This is a genomic window from Pseudescherichia sp. L3 (assembly GCF_024656065.1).
Lineage (GTDB): Bacteria > Pseudomonadota > Gammaproteobacteria > Enterobacterales > Enterobacteriaceae > Pseudescherichia.
Genome location: NZ_JANKYC010000002.1, coordinates 137,860 through 157,082, shown reverse-complemented (window position 1 = coordinate 157,082; position 19,223 = coordinate 137,860). Strand labels below are relative to the sequence as shown.

General features: G+C 57.2%; 19 protein-coding genes and 1 riboswitch. Of the genes, 15 read left to right on the top strand and 4 right to left on the bottom strand.

Features of this window, described 5'->3' with window-relative positions:
• Window positions 1-20 precede the first annotated feature (20 nt).
• The 3 genes from NR795_RS12310 to NR795_RS12300 are packed head-to-tail and all read left to right on the top strand — an operon-like array spanning window position 21 to window position 2,632.
• On the top strand, window positions 21-1,076 hold the full coding sequence (locus tag NR795_RS12310) for a PAAR domain-containing protein (protein WP_257758383.1): 1,056 nt from the start codon (window positions 21-23) through the stop codon (window positions 1,074-1,076).
• 24 nt (window positions 1,077-1,100) lie between these two features.
• Entirely contained in the window at window positions 1,101-1,544 is a 444-nt protein-coding gene (locus NR795_RS12305; RefSeq protein WP_257758382.1) for a hypothetical protein, read from the top strand.
• A gap of 14 nt (window positions 1,545-1,558) precedes the next feature.
• Window positions 1,559-2,632 carry a hypothetical protein gene (locus tag NR795_RS12300; protein WP_257758381.1) on the top strand — a complete coding sequence of 358 codons (1,074 nt, stop codon included), beginning with the start codon at window positions 1,559-1,561 and terminating at the stop codon, window positions 2,630-2,632.
• Window positions 2,633-2,710: 78 nt separating this feature from the next.
• On the opposite strand, the gene gap is transcribed toward NR795_RS12300, so the two are convergent.
• Window positions 2,711-3,721, bottom strand: a complete 1,011-nt coding sequence (gene gap, locus NR795_RS12295; RefSeq protein WP_257758380.1) for a type I glyceraldehyde-3-phosphate dehydrogenase — start codon at window positions 3,719-3,721, stop codon at window positions 2,711-2,713.
• A gap of 78 nt (window positions 3,722-3,799) precedes the next feature.
• On the bottom strand, window positions 3,800-4,780 hold the full coding sequence (locus NR795_RS12290) for a GlxA family transcriptional regulator (protein WP_238081207.1): 981 nt from the start codon (window positions 4,778-4,780) through the stop codon (window positions 3,800-3,802).
• Window positions 4,781-5,177: 397 nt separating this feature from the next.
• On the opposite strand from NR795_RS12290, the gene pgaA reads away from it, so the two are divergent.
• The 5 genes from pgaA to NR795_RS12265 all read left to right on the top strand — a co-directional run bounded on the left by pgaA (window position 5,178) and on the right by NR795_RS12265 (window position 12,495).
• Window positions 5,178-7,640 carry a poly-beta-1,6 N-acetyl-D-glucosamine export porin PgaA gene (gene pgaA, locus NR795_RS12285; protein ID WP_257758379.1) on the top strand — a complete coding sequence of 821 codons (2,463 nt, stop codon included), beginning with the start codon at window positions 5,178-5,180 and terminating at the stop codon, window positions 7,638-7,640.
• Between the two features lie 9 nt (window positions 7,641-7,649).
• Complete coding sequence (pgaB, locus tag NR795_RS12280) at window positions 7,650-9,665, top strand: poly-beta-1,6-N-acetyl-D-glucosamine N-deacetylase PgaB (protein WP_144817799.1); 2,016 nt, start codon at window positions 7,650-7,652, stop codon at window positions 9,663-9,665.
• The gene (gene pgaC / locus NR795_RS12275; protein ID WP_144817800.1) at window positions 9,662-10,996 is read left to right on the top strand and encodes a poly-beta-1,6-N-acetyl-D-glucosamine synthase; all 1,335 of its coding nucleotides are present in this window, start codon (window positions 9,662-9,664) and stop codon (window positions 10,994-10,996) included. Before pgaB ends, pgaC begins: the two co-directional genes overlap by 4 nt.
• Window positions 10,993-11,427, top strand: a complete 435-nt coding sequence (gene pgaD, locus NR795_RS12270) for a poly-beta-1,6-N-acetyl-D-glucosamine biosynthesis protein PgaD (RefSeq protein ID WP_257758378.1) — start codon at window positions 10,993-10,995, stop codon at window positions 11,425-11,427. The genes pgaC and pgaD overlap by 4 nt, the downstream gene beginning before the upstream one ends.
• Window positions 11,428-11,535: 108 nt before the next feature.
• On the top strand, window positions 11,536-12,495 hold the full coding sequence (locus NR795_RS12265) for a sensor domain-containing diguanylate cyclase (protein WP_257758377.1): 960 nt from the start codon (window positions 11,536-11,538) through the stop codon (window positions 12,493-12,495).
• Between the two features lie 52 nt (window positions 12,496-12,547).
• Here the strand turns inward: NR795_RS12265 and NR795_RS12260 are convergent, their stop codons facing one another.
• Window positions 12,548-12,775 (bottom strand): YgdI/YgdR family lipoprotein, encoded by a 228-nt coding sequence (locus tag NR795_RS12260; protein ID WP_042387723.1) that lies wholly within the window; start codon window positions 12,773-12,775, stop codon window positions 12,548-12,550.
• Between the two features lie 114 nt (window positions 12,776-12,889).
• On the bottom strand, window positions 12,890-13,825 hold the full coding sequence (locus NR795_RS12255) for a LysR family transcriptional regulator (RefSeq protein WP_257758376.1): 936 nt from the start codon (window positions 13,823-13,825) through the stop codon (window positions 12,890-12,892).
• Window positions 13,826-13,925: 100 nt separating this feature from the next.
• Here NR795_RS12255 and NR795_RS12250 point away from each other — a divergent pair, with 100 nt between their 5' ends.
• The 7 genes from NR795_RS12250 to NR795_RS12220 all read left to right on the top strand — a co-directional run bounded on the left by NR795_RS12250 (window position 13,926) and on the right by NR795_RS12220 (window position 19,180).
• The gene (locus tag NR795_RS12250; RefSeq protein WP_257758375.1) at window positions 13,926-14,360 is read left to right on the top strand and encodes a DMT family transporter; all 435 of its coding nucleotides are present in this window, start codon (window positions 13,926-13,928) and stop codon (window positions 14,358-14,360) included.
• A gap of 6 nt (window positions 14,361-14,366) precedes the next feature.
• Window positions 14,367-14,822: a DMT family transporter gene (locus NR795_RS12245; RefSeq protein WP_144817806.1), complete on the top strand. Its 456-nt coding sequence runs from the start codon at window positions 14,367-14,369 to the stop codon at window positions 14,820-14,822.
• Between the two features lie 157 nt (window positions 14,823-14,979).
• Window positions 14,980-15,078: riboswitch (guanidine-I (ykkC/yxkD leader) on the top strand.
• 56 nt (window positions 15,079-15,134) lie between these two features.
• Window positions 15,135-16,193, top strand: a complete 1,059-nt coding sequence (locus tag NR795_RS12240; protein WP_257758374.1) for a putative urea ABC transporter substrate-binding protein — start codon at window positions 15,135-15,137, stop codon at window positions 16,191-16,193.
• Window positions 16,194-16,211: 18 nt separating this feature from the next.
• Window positions 16,212-17,027, top strand: coding sequence for an ABC transporter permease (locus tag NR795_RS12235; RefSeq protein WP_042387713.1), 816 nt, complete (start codon window positions 16,212-16,214; stop codon window positions 17,025-17,027).
• Entirely contained in the window at window positions 17,024-17,800 is a 777-nt protein-coding gene (locus tag NR795_RS12230) for an ABC transporter ATP-binding protein (protein ID WP_144817809.1), read from the top strand. The genes NR795_RS12235 and NR795_RS12230 overlap by 4 nt, the downstream gene beginning before the upstream one ends.
• 4 nt (window positions 17,801-17,804) lie before the next feature.
• On the top strand, window positions 17,805-18,533 hold the full coding sequence (locus NR795_RS12225; protein WP_144817810.1) for an urea amidolyase associated protein UAAP1: 729 nt from the start codon (window positions 17,805-17,807) through the stop codon (window positions 18,531-18,533).
• Between the two features lie 11 nt (window positions 18,534-18,544).
• Window positions 18,545-19,180 (top strand): urea amidolyase associated protein UAAP2, encoded by a 636-nt coding sequence (locus NR795_RS12220; protein ID WP_257758373.1) that lies wholly within the window; start codon window positions 18,545-18,547, stop codon window positions 19,178-19,180.
• Window positions 19,181-19,223: the final 43 nt, after the last annotated feature.

Genomic DNA, 19,223 nt, shown 5'->3' with positions numbered 1-19,223 from the left:
TCAGCAGAGGGATAGTGATTATGGGACAGCCTGCTGCAAGAGCAACAATCGACACCAGCGCGCATACCGGTCCAATACAGTCCGGCAGCCCCGATGTGATCATCGGTGGTTTTCCTGCCGCACGTAAGGGCGACACCTTATCGTGTTCAAAGCACGGCAGCGGCGCGATCGTCGGTGGATCCAGCACGGTCTTCGTAAACGGTGTGCCGCTTGCCCGCCTGGGTGATCAGACCAAGTGCAACACCGGCGGCTCGCCTGCACCCGCCGCGCCGAAACCCGCCGCACCGCAGTACTGGGGCGGCACGCTGGCGAAAAAGGCCGGTGAAGATGGCATGATGCACGGCGACCATTACGATGCCCGCGTGCTGGGCGCCTACGCCAGCCTTGAGGATAAAACGGAGCTGGGCAAGCTCGATACCGCTTCCGTTGGCTTTTCCCTTGCGGATATCACCGTCGGGAACATGAAAAGCAAGGATCTCGCTAAAGGCGAGATTCGCACTAAGTTAGCTACCGCAAATGCGAGCGGTGGTCTGGTTCTCGATCGGCAAGATTATGCGGCCCTTAACGCGAGCGCAACCGCAACAGGCATGCAGTACGGTGCCTCAGGGGGTCTCGGTAAAGAGGGTGTCCTGTACGGCGGCGTTGGCGGAGACTTCACCGTAGGGACCGCCGAAGCGAAGGCCGTCAGCGAAATGTACAAAGGGAACAAAGGACGTTACGGGTTTAACGTTGAATTGGGTGCCGAGGCTGCCGGGATCAAAGGTGAAGGTACGGCAAAAGCCGATCTCTTCGGTGTGATTGTTGCTGATGGCAAGCTCGGAGGTAGCGTAGGGAGTGCTGGTGCATCGGCTGGGTTAGCGGCCTTTGTTGATGCAACAGATTATTCTGTCAATGTTAAGGTTGCAGGGGAAGTTGCTCTCGCGCTCGGGCTTAAAGCCGACGCCAACGTTAAAATAGCCATTAAACCTATTCTGAATTTTATTTTCGATGACGATGACAAGCCTGCCAGTGCGGCTCCTGATAGCGGAGATGGCGTGATCAAGACCGGCTGTGTTACAGTCATTATAGGGGATTAATATGTGTAAACGAGGGATGAAGTAATGAATTGGCTATTTTTTATTGTCTTTTTAGGATTAGCGCTCTTTTTTATCTGGAATGGAAAGGACCGTTTTTCTAAAAAAGAGTGGGTGCGTATGGCTTTAATGCTCGGGCTGATTCTTTTAGGGACATTTATTATAGGCTATATTTTTAAATGGCTGTCCCTGTCGCTCTCTCTGTTTTCAATAGCAACAGCTAAGCAATATACGGCTATTGTCTCACTCTCCTTCCTGTGTGTATGGATATTGAAATTGGCGGTTGTTCTCCTTTGCACCATTTTTGCAAGGATCATGGGATTCCATGAAGTGCACAACGCTGAAAATTATCAGAAAATATCATCTATCTCGAATAAATTCGGACCAGGTTTACTGATTGCGGCAAAATGTTTAGTTTCATTCGGTGCTTTCCTTATGTTCTACGGCATCTGGTTAACCGCTGCGGTCTAAGTTGAAGAGGTTTTATGAATACCGAGAGTAACTACCCGTTTCCCATCGCCTCCAGTGCCAGCAACGAAGACATTGAGGCGAACTACTGGAAGTGCTTGTACACCTCTACTGATAAGCAAATGCTTCAGTACTGGGTGATCCTGCCCAAGCGCGTCAAGCCGGCAGAGCTGGCTCCGCAGCACATTGCCGAGGTCAGTCTGACTAACCTTGGCCGCTACGTGACCAATGATACCCAGCCCTATATGGAAGTGTGGGCCGCTTACGAGCGCTGTGAGTGGGAGATGAACCCAGCGGACTGGCTGTTTAATAAGCTGGAGCTGATGGGCGAGAAAGTGCTGAACCAGCGTTTGATTGTCAATCCTGCCGGCAGCGGTGTGTTTGCCGATGTGCTGACGCTTAAAACCCACTCTTCCGGGGATGAGGTGATCTCACGCTTTACCGTGCAGAAGGACTACAACCCTGATGAGGGCGGTGGCAACTACTTCCTGATTAAAGCGGCCTGTGCAGCGCGTGACTATCCGGCGCTGGCAAATGATATGTTCTTTACGGTGGTGAACTGGGATCTGATGCATCGCAGTAATCTGGCCCTGGCGGAACTGTTGAAGACCGTGAGCCTGAGTAATAAAAACAGCAGCGGCTTTAAAATCCCTGACTCCTGGCAGGTGAAGGCGCTGACGGACACGCGGCTGGTGGTTGAGCATACCTTTGGCGATATCAACTACGGCGTAATCAATCTGTGCTTCTATTCGCAGGAGACGCTGTTTAATGCGCAGGATGTTTTCATGGTTGCCACCAAGCGTTTCCATGAGCATGAGCCTGCCGTCACGCTGACCACTGAAGCGCTGAGCACGGTTAAGAATGAGTTTAGCCCCTCGCTGGGAGAAACGCTCTCCACCTGCCAGGGCGAGCTCGTCAGCGCCGAGGAAAAAATGCGCGCTATGTACCAGTGCTATATCTTTAGCGTAGGCAAAATCTGGTGCTACGCAGAGCTGGTCGGCAGACACCGCAATCATAGCGACTACCACTTCGAGGCGAATAAACGTTGTCTGGAGATTATCCTTTCAACTTTTCATATTGAAACAGCGTAAGCCATGCTTTTAATTAAGCTAAAAATGCCAGTTACTTCTTCGGTAACTGGCATTTTTTGTAGAGAGTATTTACAACATTTATAAACCGCGCTGGGCCATTAGTTTAGCAAGGTCAACCAGACGATTAGAGAAGCCCCACTCGTTGTCGTACCAGGCGAGGATCTTAACCAGGTTCCCGCCGATGACCAGCGTAGAGAGACCGTCGATAATCGAGGAGCGCGGATCGCCCTGGTAGTCGCTGGAGACCAGCGGCTCGTCGCTGTAGCCCAGAATGCCCTGCAACGGCCCCTCGGCGGCGGCCTGGCGGAAAGCGTCGTTTACCTCGTCCACGGTCACGTCACGTTTCAGGGTCACGGTCAGGTCGACAATCGACACCACCGGGACCGGCACACGCAGCGAGTAGCCGGTGAGGCGGCCTTCCAGTTCAGGAATAACCTTGCCGAGCGCCTTCGCCGCGCCGCTGGAGTAGGGGACAATCGACAGGGCAGCAGCACGCGCCCCGCGCAGATCTTTCTCCGGCTGATCGTGCAGCGCCTGGCTGTTGGTGTAAGCGTGGGTGGTGTTCATCAGGCCATGCTCAATGCCGAAGCGCTGATGCAGCACCTGAGCGGCAGGAGCCAAACCGTTAGTGGTGCAGCTGCCGTTGCTTACCACAAAGTGCTTCTGCGGATCGTAGCTCTCGTGGTTGACCCCCAGCACGATAGTGAGATCGTCGTTTTTGCCAGGGGCAGAGATGATCACCCGCTTAGCGCCGCCGTGGGTGATGTGCACCTCGGCTTTTTCGCGATCGGTAAAGAAGCCGGTGGCCTCAATCACAATCTCAACGCCGACGCTGGACCACGGAATAGCCGCTGGATCGCGCTCGGAAAAGACCCTAACGGGTTTTCCATCTACCTTCAGTTCCCCTTCTGCTGCCTCCACCGGTACGGGAAGCGTCCCCAGCAATGAGTCATGCTTTAACAGATGCGCTAGCGTTTTGCTGTCCGTCAGATCGTTAATTGCCACAATCTGTACGTCTGCATTACCTAACGCGGCACGAAGCACGTTGCGACCGATCCTGCCGAAGCCATTAATACCGACCTTAACCATGATGTACTCCTGTTATGCTGTAACTGGAATCAGAGTAGGCCGCGCCCGTAATGGCGTAAATGACAAAAAAGGATCACTTTACGCCATCTTGCGGCTGTGAAAACGCTGGCGATACTCGCCGGGCGTGAGCTTGAGCTGCTTCTCGAAAATTCGGCGTAGATTGATGCTGCTGCCAAAACCGGTGGCTACCGCCACGCGCTCCAGCGTATCCATGGTCTGCTCAAGACGGTCTCTGGCGGCGGCCAGACGCGCCTCTGCGACATAGCGGGCAGGGGTGGTTCCGGTTTCGCGGGTAAAGACGCGGGTAAAGTTGCGCGGGCTCATTGCTGCCCGATCTGCCAACGCCTCGACTGACAGATCGGCCGTCAGGTTCTGCTGGATCCAGCGCTGCACGTCGCCAATCGGGCCGGAGCCGTCGACATCAAGCAGCTGAAACCGGCTGAACTGCATCTGTCCGCCGGGACGACGCAGATACATCACCAGATCCTGAGCCACGTCGCGGGCCAGGGTAAAGCCGTAGTCCTCTTCCACCAGCGCCAGCGTAAGATCGAAGCCGGAGCTGACCCCGGCAGAGGTCCAGATATGGCCATCCTGAATATAGAGCGGCCCGCCTTCCACCTTCACCAGCGGATAGTGGGACTGCATCTCCTCCAGCCGCCGCCAGTGGGTCGTAGCCCGGCGACCATCAAGCAGTCCCGCCTGCGCCAGCAACAGCGCACCGCCGCAGATAGAGACCACCCGACGCGCATGAGGAGCGGCAAGACGCAGCCAGTCAACAACTGCGCTGTTCTCCTGCTCGTTCATGCCCTTGCCGGTGACCATGATGGTATCCCGCGGCTCGGTATAATCGAGATCCACCAGCCTGAAATCCGCTAGCAGATTTAACCCGGACTGACCATGAATGACCTGGTGAGGCTGAGTGGTGGCGATGTCTATCCGATAGCGAGCAGAGGAAAACTCTTCCAGATGCAGGCGGTTAGCGTGCATCAGAATATCGGCGATACCGGCGGCCTCAAATAACATACCGCCATCAGGGACAATAATAAGAAACGTCTTCATGTCCTGAAAAGTACCCTTTTTATAAAATAAGTCAACTTTTACATGCACAGATAAAATTACCATTGTGCGGCTGTTTTTTGCTTTTTTACGATATTAAACGCCAAAAGTATTAGAAAAAGTGGTGTTAAAATTTTCTTTTTAACGTGACTTGTTTAACAGTGATGGCAAAATAAATATTCCACTGCTAACGTTTGCACACATCGAGATCTTATTATTAAAACGTGCCTTAATACACTCTGGAAACCATTGAAATACGAAGAAAGTAGTAATTTAAATTAATTTTTCGTGAAAGCTAATAAATTACCGTGATGCGCGGGGATGCCCCTCGCATATTGCAGCACCATATTAATGATAATGCTTATTTATTCCGGCATAAGGAAATAAGGACAGCACAGCTATGTTCAGCATTCACCGACGTAAAAATTTAGTAAAACGCTTTCGTTCCGGCACGTGCTTATTTACTGCAAGTATTATGCTGCCAGCGTTCGCGTACGGAGCCTCTCCTGAATACGATGCCCTGATTGTACAGGCGCGGGAAGGGGAGCGAGCGCCGCTGCTAAATTACTTAAAGGCTCAGGAACAGCAGACGCCGCTCACGCCCGATCAGGTTGCTGACTGGCTGCAGGTTACCGCCTGGGCAGATGACAATGCCGAGACGGTCCGTATCTGGCAGCGCTATCAGGATCGCCTTCAGATTCCGCCGCGTGGGCGAATCGCTGTCGCCCGCGCGCTGCGTAACCAGAAAAATTGGAATGCCTCGCTGGCTGTCTGGGAGAACGTCCTCAAGGACGATCCAAAGAGTGCTGATGCACGTACCGGCTGGATCATGACCCTGGCCGACGCCCGCCGTAACGAGCAGGCGATCACCGAAGCCAACAAATGGGCAGCGGAGGAGCCGGGGGCCGAGCGTGATGCGCTGGTAGCCTACGTCTACCATTCGCAGGGTAAAAACTGGGATGCGCTGCTGGCGACCAGCCGCGCCGAGGCGCTGGATCCGCAGAACAAAAGTGTCCAGTCCACCAAGCTGGCGGTGCTCTCTGCCAACCGTATTGCCGGTCCGGCGCTGGATCTGACCCCGCCCTCTGTGGCTTCGGGCCCCCTTGAGCGGCGGCTGGAGCTGGACGCGGTTGCCCAGACCGTGCGTTCGGCGTTTACCCCTACCCGTAACGAAGAGGAGCGTTTCCTCGTCGCCGATAAAGCCATCGCCCGCTACGACGCGCTGCTGATCGCCTGGAAGGACGATCCTTCGGCGCAGGCCGACGTGCGTCGCGCCCGTATTGACCGCCTGGGCGCGCTGGTGATCCGCAAGCGTACCAAAGAGACCGTGAAGGAGTATGAGTCGCTCTCCGCCGACGGCCAGCCGATCCCGGACTACGCCAGGCGCTGGGTAGCCTCCGCCTACCTGGCGGAGAAAGATCCGCAGAAAGCCGAAGAGATGCTGATGGCGATCTACTACCCCAACGGCCCGATCCCGGTGACGCCGTTGACCGAAGACGATGAGCAGGATCTCTTCTATGCCCATATCGACAGCGGCAACTACCCGGCGGCGAAGCGCCAGGTCGACGATCTGGTTAAAAAGAGCCCCTACCTGATGCGGGTTTTGGGTTCCCCCGTGCCGCAGCCTAACGATAGCTGGCTGCTGGGACAGAGCCTGCTCACCCAGTATGAGATTGAGACCAACAACCTGCCCGAGGCCGAGAAGCACGCGGAGTGGCTGGCGCGTACCGGCTCCGGCAACCAGGCGCTGCGCATTACCTACGCCTCGGTGCTGCTCGCCCGTGGCCTGCCACGGCAGGCCGAACGCGAGCTGAAGCTGGCTGAGGTCATCGAGCCAAGCAACCTTGAGCTGGAGAAGCAGCAGGCCTGGAACGCTCTTGAGTTGCAGGAGTGGCGGCAGGCGGACGAGCTGACCAACGACGTCATCGCCCGCAGCCCGGATGATGAATCCTCCCTGCGGCTCGCCCGCGCTCGTGAGGTGCACCACAAGAGCGAGCTGCGGATCAACGGTTCACAGGGGATCTCCTCTGATAGCCCGGTCAGCGGCCAGCACGACTTCATCTTTAACGCGGCGCTCTATAGCCCGCCGATCGCTGACAACTGGCGGCTCTTTACGGCCTACAACTTCGCCAGCGGCGAATTTGAAGAGGGCAAGGGGATCAACCGCGATCTCGGCGTCGGTACTGAGTGGACGGCGCGGGACTACTGGGCCGAAATGGAGGTATCGACGCGTAACTACGGCGACGGGCAGAAGACCGGCGGCCGTCTGTCGGCGTGGCATGACTTCAATGACAACTGGCGGCTGGGCGGCTCTGCGGAGCGGCTGTCGCGTAATACCCCGCTGCGTGCCCTGCGCAACAACGTCTATGCCAACAGCGGCGATCTCTATCTGCGCTGGCACCAGACCGAGCGCCGGGAGTATCAGCTCTCGTTCGCTGCCTCGCACTTCTCTGATGATAACGATCGCATCGAGTACGGCCTGAGCGGCAAAGAGCGGCTGTGGACCGCCCCGCGCTTTACCCTCGACTTCACGCCGGGCATTAGCGGCAGTACGAACACCAAGGAGGATGTCTACTACTACAACCCGAAACGCGATCTCTCTGTGGTACCAGCGCTGACCGCTGAGCATGTGATGTATCAGCACTACGACACGATATGGAAGCAGGAGATTGCCGCTGGGGCAGGGGCCTACTGGCAGAAAGGCCACAGCGTCGGGGCAATAAATCAGTTTGGGTATGGACAACGGGTTCAGTGGAACAACGTCGTGGAAGGCGGATTGATGCTGACCTGGGATAAACGTCCCTACGATGGTAAGCGTGAGCGGAATATCTCCCTCGCATTTGATTTGAATGTCAGGTTCTGAGGACAGGTCATGTTTAAGAAATGGCTGCGAGCCGCAACACTCATCGCCGGATGGATGCTCATCACCGCCTGTAGCAGTGCTGAGAAGCCGGGTTATCTTCCACCTTCTGCCAGACCGCCGCTGAACGCGGACAGCGCCTGGCCAAAAAACAGTTTTCTGGTACTGGGGTATCACGACGTTGAGGATGGCGCTGCGGACCAGCGCTACCTCTCGGTGCGCACCAGCGCATTAAACGATCAGATCGCCTGGCTGCGTGACAATGGCTATAAACCGGTTTCCGTGCAGCAGGTGCTGGATGCTCACGACGGTAAAATCACGCTGCCGGAAAAGGCGGTAATGTTGACCTTTGACGATGGTTACAGCAGCTTCTACACCCGCGTCTGGCCGATCCTCAAAGCCTACAACTGGCCTGCGGTCTGGGCCCCGGTTGGCAGCTGGGTGGATACACCCGCCAACCAGCCAATCGACTTCGGCGGCTTAAAAACGGCGCGTGACAAGTTCGCTACCTGGCAGATGGTCAAGGAGATGGGCGAGTCACCGCTGGTTGAAGTGGGGGCACACACCTGGGCGTCCCACTACGGCATCCAGGCAAACCCGCAGGGCAGCAAGGAGCCGGCCATTGCCAATCGTGGCTACATCAAAGCCACCGGCAAGTATGAAACCGACGAGGAGTATGAGGCGCGCATCAACAAAGACCTGGATCTGGTGACCAAAAAAATCACCGAGGTCACCGGCAAAGCGCCACGCGCGTGGGTCTGGCCTTACGGGGCAGCAAACGGTACGTCGCTGAAGCTGATCCATCAGCATGGCTATCGGATGGCCTTTACCCTTAATCAGGGTCTGGCTAACGCCGCAAACCTGGAAGATATTCCGCGCATCCTGATCACCAACAACCCGTCGCTGAAAACCTTTGCCAGCCAGGTTGCCCAGGTGCGTGAGAAGCAGAACATGCGCGTAATGCATATCGACCTGGACTACGTCTATGACAAGGATCCCGCCCAGCAGCGGCGTAACATCGACATGCTGATCCAGCGGGTGTACGACATGAAGATCTCCCATGTCTTCCTGCAGGCGTACGCCGATCCCGAGGGCGACGGCAATATCCGCGAACTCTACTTCCCGAACCGCTGGCTGCCGATGCGCGCCGATCTGTTCAACTTTATCGCCTGGCAGTTACAGAGCCGCGGCGGGGTGAACGTCTACGCCTGGATGCCGGTACTGGCTTTCCAGATGGACGATCCGCTGCCGCGCGTCACGGCCTGGAACCCGGATACGAAGCGCAGCATGGTAGAGCGCAAGCAGTACGTGCGTCTCTCGCCATGGAACCCGGAGGCGCGCAGGCGTATCACCGAGATCTACGAAGATCTGGCGAAAGGGGCCGCCTTCAACGGCGTGCTGTTCCACGATGACGCCTTCCTGAGCGATTTCGAGGACGCCTCACCGGATGCGCTGCGTGCTTACAAAGCGGCAGGCTTCCCGGGCAGCATCGAGGCGATCCGCAGCAACCCGGAGACCTTTAAACGCTGGACGCGCTTCAAGAGTAAGACGCTGATCGACTTTACCCGCGATCTCACCGCGTCGGTACGCGCCATTCGTGGGCCGCAGGTGGAAACCGCCCGCAATATCTACGCGCCGCCGATCATGGAGCCAGAGAGCGAAGCCTGGTTTGCCCAGAACCTCGACGACTTCCTGGCCACCTACGACTGGACCGCGCCGATGGCCATGCCGTGGATGGAGGGCGTACCGGAGGGTGAGGACAAAGCGTGGCTGGACAAAATGGTGAAAATCGTGGGCCAGCGGCCCGGTGCGCTAGATAAAACCGTCTTTGAACTGCAGGCGCAGGACTGGCGTGCTGATGCGAAAGAGAAAGATATCAGTGGGAAACAGATGACCGAGTGGATGCGCCAGCTCAAGCTGAGCGGTGCAGACAGCTATGGCTACTACCCTGACGATTTCCTTAACGATCAACCCGAGATGTCTGAGATCCGCTCTGCCTTCTCATCATACTGGTATCCGCAAAAATGACCGATCGCATTGTAGCGTTTCTCATACTGTGCCTGATGTTCAGCTTCCCGCTGGGGGTCGCGGCGATTTTCACCGGCGACATGATCCTGAACTTCGTCTTCTTCTGGCCGCTGTTTATGTCCGCATTATGGATCAGCGGCGGGCTCTACTTCTGGTTCCATCGGGAGCGTCACTGGCCCTGGGGGCCAAACACGCCGCCGCCGGAGCTGGAGGGGAATCCGCTCATCTCCATCTTGATACCTTGCTATAACGAGGGGCTGAACGCGCGGGAGACCATCGAGGCGGCGCTGGCCCAGCGCTATGAAAATATCGAGGTGATCGCCATCAACGATGGCTCAAAGGACAACACCGGCGAGGTGCTGGACCAGCTGGCCATTGAGTATCCGCGTCTGCGGGTGATCCATCTGGCAGAGAACCAGGGCAAAGCGGTGGCGTTGCAGACCGGCGCGGCCTCGGCGCGGAGTGACTTCCTGGTCTGTATCGATGGCGATGCCCTGCTGGATCGCGATGCGGCGGCCTACCTGGTGGCACCGCTGCTGCAGTACCCTCGCGTTGGGGCGGTAACCGGCAACCCACGGATCCGCACCCGCTCCACGCTGGTGGGGCGCGTGCAGGTTGGCGAGTTCTCCTCCATCATCGGCCTGATCAAGCGCACCCAGCGTGTCTATGGCCAGGTGTTTACCGTTTCCGGCGTTATTGCCGCCTTCCGCCGCCGCGCGCTGTCGGAAGTGGGCTACTGGAGCCCGGATATGATCACGGAAGACATTGATATCAGCTGGAAGCTGCAGCTGCGTCACTGGACAGTGTTCTACGAGCCGCGCGCGCTCTGCTGGATCCTGATGCCAGAGACGATGAAAGGGTTATGGAAACAGCGCCTGCGCTGGGCCCAGGGTGGGGCAGAAGTCTTTATTGTTAATATGCGTCGCCTTTGGGCATGGGAGTATCGCCGTATGTGGCCGTTATTCCTCGAGTTTTGCCTGTCTACCGCCTGGGCCTTTGCCTATGCGGTCACGATCCTGCTGTTCCTTGTTGGGCTGGTTATCCCCATGCCTGATTCGCTCCATGTACAACATCTGTTCCCACCGGCTTTTACCGGGCTGATGCTCGGCGTGGTTTGTCTCCTGCAGTTTTTGGTGAGTTTGATTATTGAACGACGCTATGAGCAAGGTATCGGCGCGTCGCTCTTCTGGATCATTTGGTTCCCGGTGGTTTATTGGATGTTGAGTTTGTTCACAACGTTGGTCGCCTTCCCCAAAGTGATGCTGATGCGCAAGCGCAGCAGAGCGCGCTGGGTAAGTCCTGACCGTGGTATAGGAAGAAATGATCCATGAAACAACCGCTGATTTTTACTGAACTGCGTATTATGCCGCGTATTTTTGACGTGGCCCTGACGCTGATTGCCTGGACTGGGTTCTCCTACCTGGTCTATGCAGGGCTGATTAACATGCTGGCCAACGCGCCGTTTATTGGTTTTGGTCCGCTGTTCTCCACCGTGAACACGGTGACGTTCTACCTGATGGTTGCGCTGATCAACGCGGCAGTGCTGATTGGCTGGGCCAAATATAACCAGATCCGTTTCCGCGTCGAGCGCCGCAAGCGCCGTCCGGGACTGGGACGTGACGAACTGGCGGCCAGCTTCCGCATCGCCCCGGCGCTGGTACAGGATCTGAGCAACGGCCGCGTGCTGACCGTGTTTCACTACGATACCGGTGCCATCAGCCGTGCAGAGGTAGACAAAGGCCTTATCGCCAGCGTTGCCTGACGCCGTTTAGCGCCTTGCCCAGAACGCGGGAGAGCGACCTGGGCAGGGTACTTATCCTACCAAAACTGCACTTCTCGGTTATATTGTTTAAAACCAGAGAGGGCGTCTATGAAATTTCCCGGTGTACCTGTTAATGAAAAAGAGCGCTTAAAATCGCTCTATATGATGGATCTGCTTGATAAAAAAGACGATGAGCGGCTGCAACGCCTCACCAGGCTGGCCAAAGCGACCTTTAACGTGCCCATTGCGCTTATCACCCTGCTGGACCGAGATCGGCAGTGGATGATCTCCTGCGAGGGTTTCAACATGCGACAATCCTCGCGTAACGTCTCTTTCTGCGCCCACGCGATCCTGCTGCAGGGCATTATGATCGTTAAAGATGCGCTGAAAGACGATCGCTTCGAAAATAACCCGCTAGTCCATGATGAACCCTTTGTGCGTTTCTATGCGGGCTGCCCGGTGCGCCTGCCCGATGGATCGATCGCGGGGACCATCTGCCTGCTGGATAATAAGCCACGGGAGTTCAGCTCCGACGATATCAACCTCCTGCTCGATTTAGGTGCGATTGTGGAAGATGAGCTGGTGATTATCGGCATGGCGATGACCGATAAGCTGACCGAGCTGCCTAACCGCCGTGGCTTTTTCCAGATTGGCGATAAACGTTTTATCGAGCTAACTCAGAATGCCACGCCCTTTACGCTGCTCTATTTCGTGGTCGAAGGCCTGCAGTCTCTTAATGATATTTGGGGCCATGCCGAGGGAGATAACGCCCTGCGTGCTTTTGCCAGATGCCTTAATAGCTGCATGAAAAATGGCGACGTCTGCGGGCGTGTAGACAGCAGCGGCTTTGCCGTGCTGCTGGCGCATAATGGACAGAATGATGCCGACGCGTTTTTATTCAATCTGCAAACTAAAATAGATGACTGGTATAGTAATGTAGGTAAAAAATATCCGTTAAATTACTCATATGGGATGCTGGAAAATAGCATAGAAAAATATGACGATCTCGTGGATATGCTAAAGGCTGCCGATACGGTGATGTATTCCGAGAAGCGCAAGGGGCGTTAATTGAGAGAGGGTTGAGGGGGCCATAAAAAAGCCCCCGTAGGGGGCCCTTCTATTAATGAGGCACTTCAGAGACCTTCTGAACTTCGGACTGGTTTATCTGCTGCTTAACGCCGTTGGCATCTTTATAGCCTAACAGGCCTGCATCGGTCTGCTCTGGTTTGCCATCGGTGATGATGGTTCGGCCATCATTGGTATGAATCGCATAGCTGGTACGGGTACAACCAGACAGGGCCGCTGCGCCAAGTAAAATTGCAACAGGTAAAACGATCGCTTTTTTCATTAGACTCTCCTGATTGTCAGTTGAATATTAAAGACCTCATCAAAACATGATTAAAATCGAAGCCTTGAAAATAAGTGTAGAAGATTTTTTTAATTCTACAACTTTCTCATGAGTTCAGATTACCTGCCAATAAAGGGGGGTGCCATAAACGTCGACAAAATAATCAATAACCGCACGTACTGTTAAAGGCGGATGCCGGGTATTGGGATAAATCACGGCAATATGCTGTGGCCCGGCATTAATTGTGGGGTGATAGTTAGCTAATAGCTCAACTAATGTTCCCTGACGCAGGCAGTTGCCTATCATCCAGTCCGGAAATAACACAATTCCCATGCCGCCCAGCGCGGCGGTAAGCAGCGTTTCGGCATTATTTGAGCTGAGGTGGGCCGCCACCGGGTAGTGCATCCACTCGCTGCCCCCGGCGCTAAAAAGCCAGCGGTTAGGGCCGGAAGCGCCGCTGTAGACCAGACAGCGATGCTGATTCAGTTCCGCTGGCGTCTGCGGCACACCCTGTTTTGCCAGGTAGTCCGGCGATGCGGCCAGGTAATAGCGCTGAGTTCCTAAGATGCGCGCGTGGAAAGAGGAGTCGGTAAGGGTGCCAATACGAAAGATCAGATCGGCGGCGTCGCGATGGGGATCGATATAGTCGTCGGTCTGGTTCAGCTCAATCTGTAGCTGCGGATAGCGCGCCACCAGGCCGCTCAGCCAGGGAGCGATATGGTGCTGACCAAAAAACACCGGGGCATTGATACGCACCAGCCCGGCAGGCACGGCGGCGCGGTTTTGCAGCTCCGTCTGCGCGCTATGCATGTTTTCCAGTATGGCGCGGGCATGCACCATAAACAGATGACCCGCTTCGGTGGGGATCACCGCCCGGGTATTGCGGTAGAAAAGCTGCTGCCCCAGCGCGTTCTCCAGCTGGATCACGGTGCGAGAGATCATTGAGGCGGAGACGCCCTCCCGGCGGGCCACCGCTGAAAAACTCTGCTTATCATAGACGGCAACAAAAAAGCGCAGGGCGCGCAGAGTGATCGAGCCTGTATCTTTCATTAGTGCAAAACCTGCAAAAGTGTTTCGCGCATTATAGCGTTTTTTAATAGTGAAGGTTGCTTTAGGCTGCTGCGCTTCTGTTCTTAAGGGATACGTAGTCATGCAATTGTTACTGATTTTACTGGTGATCGCGGGCGGCATGGGGCTGTCTGTCGAGGCTGGCATTCTCGGCCCGCTGGGGGGCGAGGTAGGCCATCTGTGGGCCACCTTCAGCATCTTTGGCGTCGGAGCCGCGCTCACCTTTCTGCTGATGCTCTTTTTCAGTCCGCGCAACAGTCCCTCCTTTTTCAGCCAGCCCGGCTGGCAGCTGCTCGGCGGCGTGCTTGGCCCGGCTTACGTGGTGATCCTGACCCTGGCCGCGCCGATTGTTGGGGTAGCGATGTGCATGATTGGCATTCTGGCCGGACAGGTGTTTAAAAGCCTGGTGATCGATCACTTTGGACTGTTTGGCACCGGACACAGACAGATTGATGCAAAGCGCCTGTGGGCACTGGTTTTCATCATCGCCGGGCTGGCGCTGGTGGCAAAAGGATAACGAACAATGATTCTACTGATGATTATTCTCTCGGTGGTGGGCGGGGCGCTGTTAAGCGTGCAGGCCGCGATCAACGGTCAGCTGGGCAGCAAGGTGGGTGTGTTTCGCAGCGCGTTTCTGACCTTCTCGGTGGGGGCACTGATTACCGCCCTGCTGATCTTCTTCTTTGAGACAAAGCATGCGGTCACCCTGCTGGAGGTGCCGAAGTGGCAGCTGCTCGGCGCGCTGCTGGGCGTGCCCTATATCGTGATTATGGTGCTGGCGGTGCAGCGTATCGGCACGGCGGTGGCCACCGTCGCGGTGATCTTCGGCCAGCTGGCGATGAGCATGCTAATCGACAACTTTGGCTGGCTGCATAACGAGGCGATCCCTTTCTCCGCCACCCGACTGGGCGCGGTCGTGTGCCTTGGGATCGCCCTCTGGTTTATCTACTCCGGCAGCAAAAGCCGCGCGGATGAGTAGACCCCGGCCGCATTGCACCATCACATAGCACTGCCCAATTTTGGGGCGCACTTTTCGCCTGCTGCGTTCGCAGCAGGCACCGTTTGCGGGCATTAGCGCCTGGCATAGCTTTTGCACTGTTCACTACAGCAGGCAGCGCAACACAACATATCTGTACAAAATGGCTGGCTAGGGTTCCGGTTCATCATTGATGAATGCTGGTCCGAGAGCTGGCGACCTCTCTGAGGTTACACGGCGGGGCAAAATCCCGGGAGACGGCAACACCAGAGGGTGTCGCGCTGCTCCCTTTTTGTCCCAACCCGAGGTCAGATAATGAAAAAACGTTCCTTTCTCCGCACGCTTGCTCTGTCGCTGGCCCTGCTTACCAGCGTTCCCTCATTCGCGGCGGCTAAAAAAGAGTTCAACGTCTGCTGGACCATCTACGCGGGCTGGATGCCGTGGGGCACCATCAGCAGCGAGAAGATCATCGACAAATGGGCGAGTAAGTACGGCATCAAAATCAACGTCGTCCAGCTCAATGACTATATCGAATCCATCAATCAGTACACCGCCGGCCAGTTTGACGGCTGCACCATGACCAACATGGATGCGCTGACCATTCCGGCGGCGGGCGGCGTCGATACCACGGCGCTGATCCTTGGCAGCTACTCGGAAGGCAACGACGGGGTGGTGCTGAAAGGCGAAGGCAAAAAGCTTGCCGACCTGAAAGGGATGAAAATCTACCTGCCGGAACTCTCCGTCTCCCACTATCTGCTGGTGCGCGGCCTGGAGAAGGCCGGATTGCAGGAGCGTGACGTGACGGTGGTGAACACCTCCGACGCCGATATCGTCTCTGCTTTCGCCACCGATGACGTCCAGGCGGCGGTGGCCTGGAACCCGCAGCTCTCTGCCATCAAGGCGACGCCGAAAACCACCGAAGTCTTCAGCTCTACCGCCGTGCCGGGGGAGCTGATCGACATGATGGTAGTCAATACCGAAACGTTGAAGGATAACCCGGCGCTGGGCAAAGCGTTGACCGGCGCATGGTACGAGATGATGGGCCTGATGAAAGCCCAGGATGCGAAGGTGCTGAACGCAATGGCGGCAGCTTCCGGCACCGATCTGGCGGGTTACCAGGCGCAGCTGAAAACCACCCATCTCTTCTATACCCCGGCGGATAACCTCGCTTTCGCCACCTCGGGCGATCTGGCGAAAACCATGCAGCGCGTGGCGCAGTTCTCCTTTGATAAGGGGCTACTGGGGGAGGGGGCGCAGAGCGCTGACTTTATCGGCATGGCCTTCCCGGGCAACGTAACCCAGGGCGATGCGGGCAACGTCAAGCTGCGCTTTGACGACAGCTTCGTGAAGCTGGCTGCCGACGGCAAACTTTAAGACTAACGGAGCCTGTGCATGCGACAAATTAACCGCCACCCACAGCCTGGTATGCGCCTTATGCTGGTGCTGCTGCCGTTCGTCCTGTTGCTGGCGGCCTACTTTCTTGGCTCCGCGGTGCGCCTTGAGGCCAACCCGCATGACAAGCTGCTGCCGGGCCTCGACGGCATGCTGGCCGCCATTGACCGGATGGCCTTTACCCCAGACAGGCGCAGCGGCGACTACCTCTTCTGGCTGGATACCCTGGTGAGCCTGGCGCGCCTGCTTACCGGGCTGGTTATCGCCTCGCTGATTGGGCTGTGCATCGGCATCACCGCCGGGGTCTTTCCGATGTGGCGGGCCTCGCTTTCGCCGCTGATGACCGTGCTGTCGATGATCCCACCCCTGGCGATCCTGCCGGTGCTGTTTATCGTCTTCGGCCTCGACGAGCTGTCCAAGATCATGCTGATCGTTATCGGCATCACGCCGATGCTGGCCCGGGATCTCGAACATCGAGCGCGAGAGATCCCTCAGGAGATCTTGATCAAGGCCCAGACGCTGGGGGCCAGCAGCTGGACGCTGGTACTGCGCGTCGTGCTGCCACAGCTGCTCTCGCGCCTGCTGACCTCTCTGCGGCTGCTGCTCGGATCCGCCTGGCTGTTCTTGATCTCCGCCGAGGCGATCTCCTCCACCGCCGGGCTGGGCTACCGCATCTTCCTGGTCCGCCGCTATATGGCGATGGACGTCATTATTCCGTACGTCGTCTGGATCACCCTGCTGGCCTGGCTGATGGATCTGGCGCTGCGGGCGCTGCACAGAACCTGTTTTCCCTGGGCGGAAGGAGGGAAGGCATGAGCTTTATCGATATCAACAACATCTGGCAAGAGTACGGCAATCACGTGGTGCTGGAGCGGGTCAACCTGCAAATCCAGCAGGGGGAGTTCTGCTCCATGGTCGGGGCCTCGGGCTGCGGCAAATCGACCTTCCTGCGCCTGCTGCTGGGCCAGGAGCGACCCACCCGGGGAAGCATTACCCTCGACGGCCAGCCGCTGGCGGCCGAGCCGGATCGCAGCCGTGGCGTAGTGTTTCAGCGTTACTCGGTGTTTCCACACCTTAACGTGCTGGATAACGTCGCTATTGGCCTTGAACTGCCCAACAGTCCGCTGCTGGGTCGCCTGTTCGGCGGTCGTAAAAAAGCGGCCCGCGAGCAGGCGGCGCAGATGCTGGAGAAGGTCGGCCTCGGCCACGCCCTGACCAAATATCCGGCCCAGCTCTCGGGCGGGATGCAGCAGCGGTTAGCCATCGCCCAGGCGTTCATCATGCAGCCGCGGGTGCTGTTGCTGGATGAACCGTTCGGCGCGCTCGATCCGGGCATCCGCAAGGACATGCATGCTCTGCTGCTCCAGCTGTGGAGCGAAACGCGGATGACCGTTTTTATGGTCACTCACGATCTCTCCGAGGGGTTCAACCTCGGCACGCGCCTGCTGGTGTTCGACAAGGTGCGCATCGACCCCCACGAGCCGAACGCTTACGGGGCGCGTATTACCTATGACATCCCGCTGAACGAGGCGCGCATGGCGGAGGTGATGTCGCCCCCGCCCGCGAACGTTATTTCTTTAAGGAGCTAATTCGATGACGCACTCTCTGCATACCGCCACTGCTATTCGTGAGGAGACCGTCCCCGGCGGCGGTCACGCCTCGTTTATTCTCAAGCGTGGACAGATCCTGCGCCTGACCGACATTGAGGGCGGGGCGAACGTCAGCATGATGATGCTCAACGCTCACGAGAAGAGCGAGCGTCTGAACCTGCCGGATACCCTTAAGGGCCAGCACACCGCCAGGCTCACCGCCGGGCACTGCTTCTACTCCGACATGGGGCGCGTGCTGGCGGGCATCGTGGCGGATACCTGCGGCTGGCACGATCCCTTTGGCGGGGTGCTGAACGCCGAGGAGACCGCCGAGAAGTATGGTCAGGGTCGCTATCAGGAGCTACGCAACGGCTTCTACCGCAACGGCATGGATAACCTGCTGGTGGAGATGGGCAAATGGGACCTCAACCTCGAGGATCTGCTGATGGTGGTGAACTTCTTCAGCAAGGTCAGCGTTGACGAGCAGGGGGCCTTTACCTTTCACCGCGGCTTCTCAGCGCCGGGAAGCTATGTCGAGCTGTATGCGCCGATGGAGACGCTGATCGTCCTGACCGCGCTGCCCCACCCGATGGATCCGCAGCCTGAATACGCCCCGCGCCCGGTACAGCTGAGCTGGTTCGAGGCGAGTGATAACGAAGCCGCCGTTAGCGCCCTGCTGACCCGGCCTGAAAACGGTCGCGCGTTGACTAACACCCAGCTGTTTGCCCTGTAAGGAGCCGAAAAATGTCTCTTGTTGAAAGCCAAAAACATCCGGCAGAAGCGGTGTTCCGCCATACCATTCCGGCGGGTGAGCACTACCTGTTTGAAGTGAAAAAGGGGCAGACCCTGCGTCTGCACGATCTCGAAGGCAACCAGGCCATCGATACGCTGTTCTATAACGCCGATAACCCGCGCGAGCGCTACGATCCCCAGCGCACCCTGCGCCGCCAGAACAACGCCTACCTGACCACCGGAAGCGTGCTGTGGTCGGGGCTGGGCAATCCGCTGCTGACCATCGTGGCCGATACCTGCGGCCGTCACGACACCCTCGGCGGAGCCTGCGCCCAGGAGAGCAACACCGTGCGCTACGCCCTCGACAAACGCTACATGCACAGCTGCCGGGATAACTTTCTCTGCGCCTGCCTGCACGATGGCCGTCTGCATAAGCGCGATATCGGGGCCAACATTAACTTCTTTATGAACGTGCCGGTAACGCCAGAGGGCAGTCTGACCTTTGAGGACGGCATCTCCGCCGCGGGCAAGTACGTTGAACTGCGCGCCGAGTGCAACGTCATCGTGCTGATCTCCAACTGTCCGCAGCTTAACAACCCGTGCAACGGCTGGAATCCGACCCCTGCGGAGGTGCTGGTATGGAACTGAGTCGCCTGCGCCTCATGCTCTACCGCCTGTTTGCAGTGCGGGC

What these genes read in the sequence shown, in the direction of transcription:
- NR795_RS12310 (WP_257758383.1), top strand. Translation starts at nt 21, where the DNA reads ATGGGACAGCCTGCTGCAAGAGCAACAATCGACACCAGCGCGCATACC.
- NR795_RS12305 (WP_257758382.1), top strand. Translation starts at nt 1,101, where the DNA reads ATGAATTGGCTATTTTTTATTGTCTTTTTAGGATTAGCGCTCTTTTTT.
- NR795_RS12300 (WP_257758381.1), top strand. Translation starts at nt 1,559, where the DNA reads ATGAATACCGAGAGTAACTACCCGTTTCCCATCGCCTCCAGTGCCAGC.
- gap (WP_257758380.1), bottom strand. Translation starts at nt 3,721, where the DNA reads ATGGTTAAGGTCGGTATTAATGGCTTCGGCAGGATCGGTCGCAACGTG.
- NR795_RS12290 (WP_238081207.1), bottom strand. Translation starts at nt 4,780, where the DNA reads ATGAAGACGTTTCTTATTATTGTCCCTGATGGCGGTATGTTATTTGAG.
- pgaA (WP_257758379.1), top strand. Translation starts at nt 5,178, where the DNA reads ATGTTCAGCATTCACCGACGTAAAAATTTAGTAAAACGCTTTCGTTCC.
- pgaB (WP_144817799.1), top strand. Translation starts at nt 7,650, where the DNA reads ATGTTTAAGAAATGGCTGCGAGCCGCAACACTCATCGCCGGATGGATG.
- pgaC (WP_144817800.1), top strand. Translation starts at nt 9,662, where the DNA reads ATGACCGATCGCATTGTAGCGTTTCTCATACTGTGCCTGATGTTCAGC.
- pgaD (WP_257758378.1), top strand. Translation starts at nt 10,993, where the DNA reads ATGAAACAACCGCTGATTTTTACTGAACTGCGTATTATGCCGCGTATT.
- NR795_RS12265 (WP_257758377.1), top strand. Translation starts at nt 11,536, where the DNA reads ATGAAATTTCCCGGTGTACCTGTTAATGAAAAAGAGCGCTTAAAATCG.
- NR795_RS12260 (WP_042387723.1), bottom strand. Translation starts at nt 12,775, where the DNA reads ATGAAAAAAGCGATCGTTTTACCTGTTGCAATTTTACTTGGCGCAGCG.
- NR795_RS12255 (WP_257758376.1), bottom strand. Translation starts at nt 13,825, where the DNA reads ATGAAAGATACAGGCTCGATCACTCTGCGCGCCCTGCGCTTTTTTGTT.
- NR795_RS12250 (WP_257758375.1), top strand. Translation starts at nt 13,926, where the DNA reads ATGCAATTGTTACTGATTTTACTGGTGATCGCGGGCGGCATGGGGCTG.
- NR795_RS12245 (WP_144817806.1), top strand. Translation starts at nt 14,367, where the DNA reads ATGATTCTACTGATGATTATTCTCTCGGTGGTGGGCGGGGCGCTGTTA.
- NR795_RS12240 (WP_257758374.1), top strand. Translation starts at nt 15,135, where the DNA reads ATGAAAAAACGTTCCTTTCTCCGCACGCTTGCTCTGTCGCTGGCCCTG.
- NR795_RS12235 (WP_042387713.1), top strand. Translation starts at nt 16,212, where the DNA reads ATGCGACAAATTAACCGCCACCCACAGCCTGGTATGCGCCTTATGCTG.
- NR795_RS12230 (WP_144817809.1), top strand. Translation starts at nt 17,024, where the DNA reads ATGAGCTTTATCGATATCAACAACATCTGGCAAGAGTACGGCAATCAC.
- NR795_RS12225 (WP_144817810.1), top strand. Translation starts at nt 17,805, where the DNA reads ATGACGCACTCTCTGCATACCGCCACTGCTATTCGTGAGGAGACCGTC.
- NR795_RS12220 (WP_257758373.1), top strand. Translation starts at nt 18,545, where the DNA reads ATGTCTCTTGTTGAAAGCCAAAAACATCCGGCAGAAGCGGTGTTCCGC.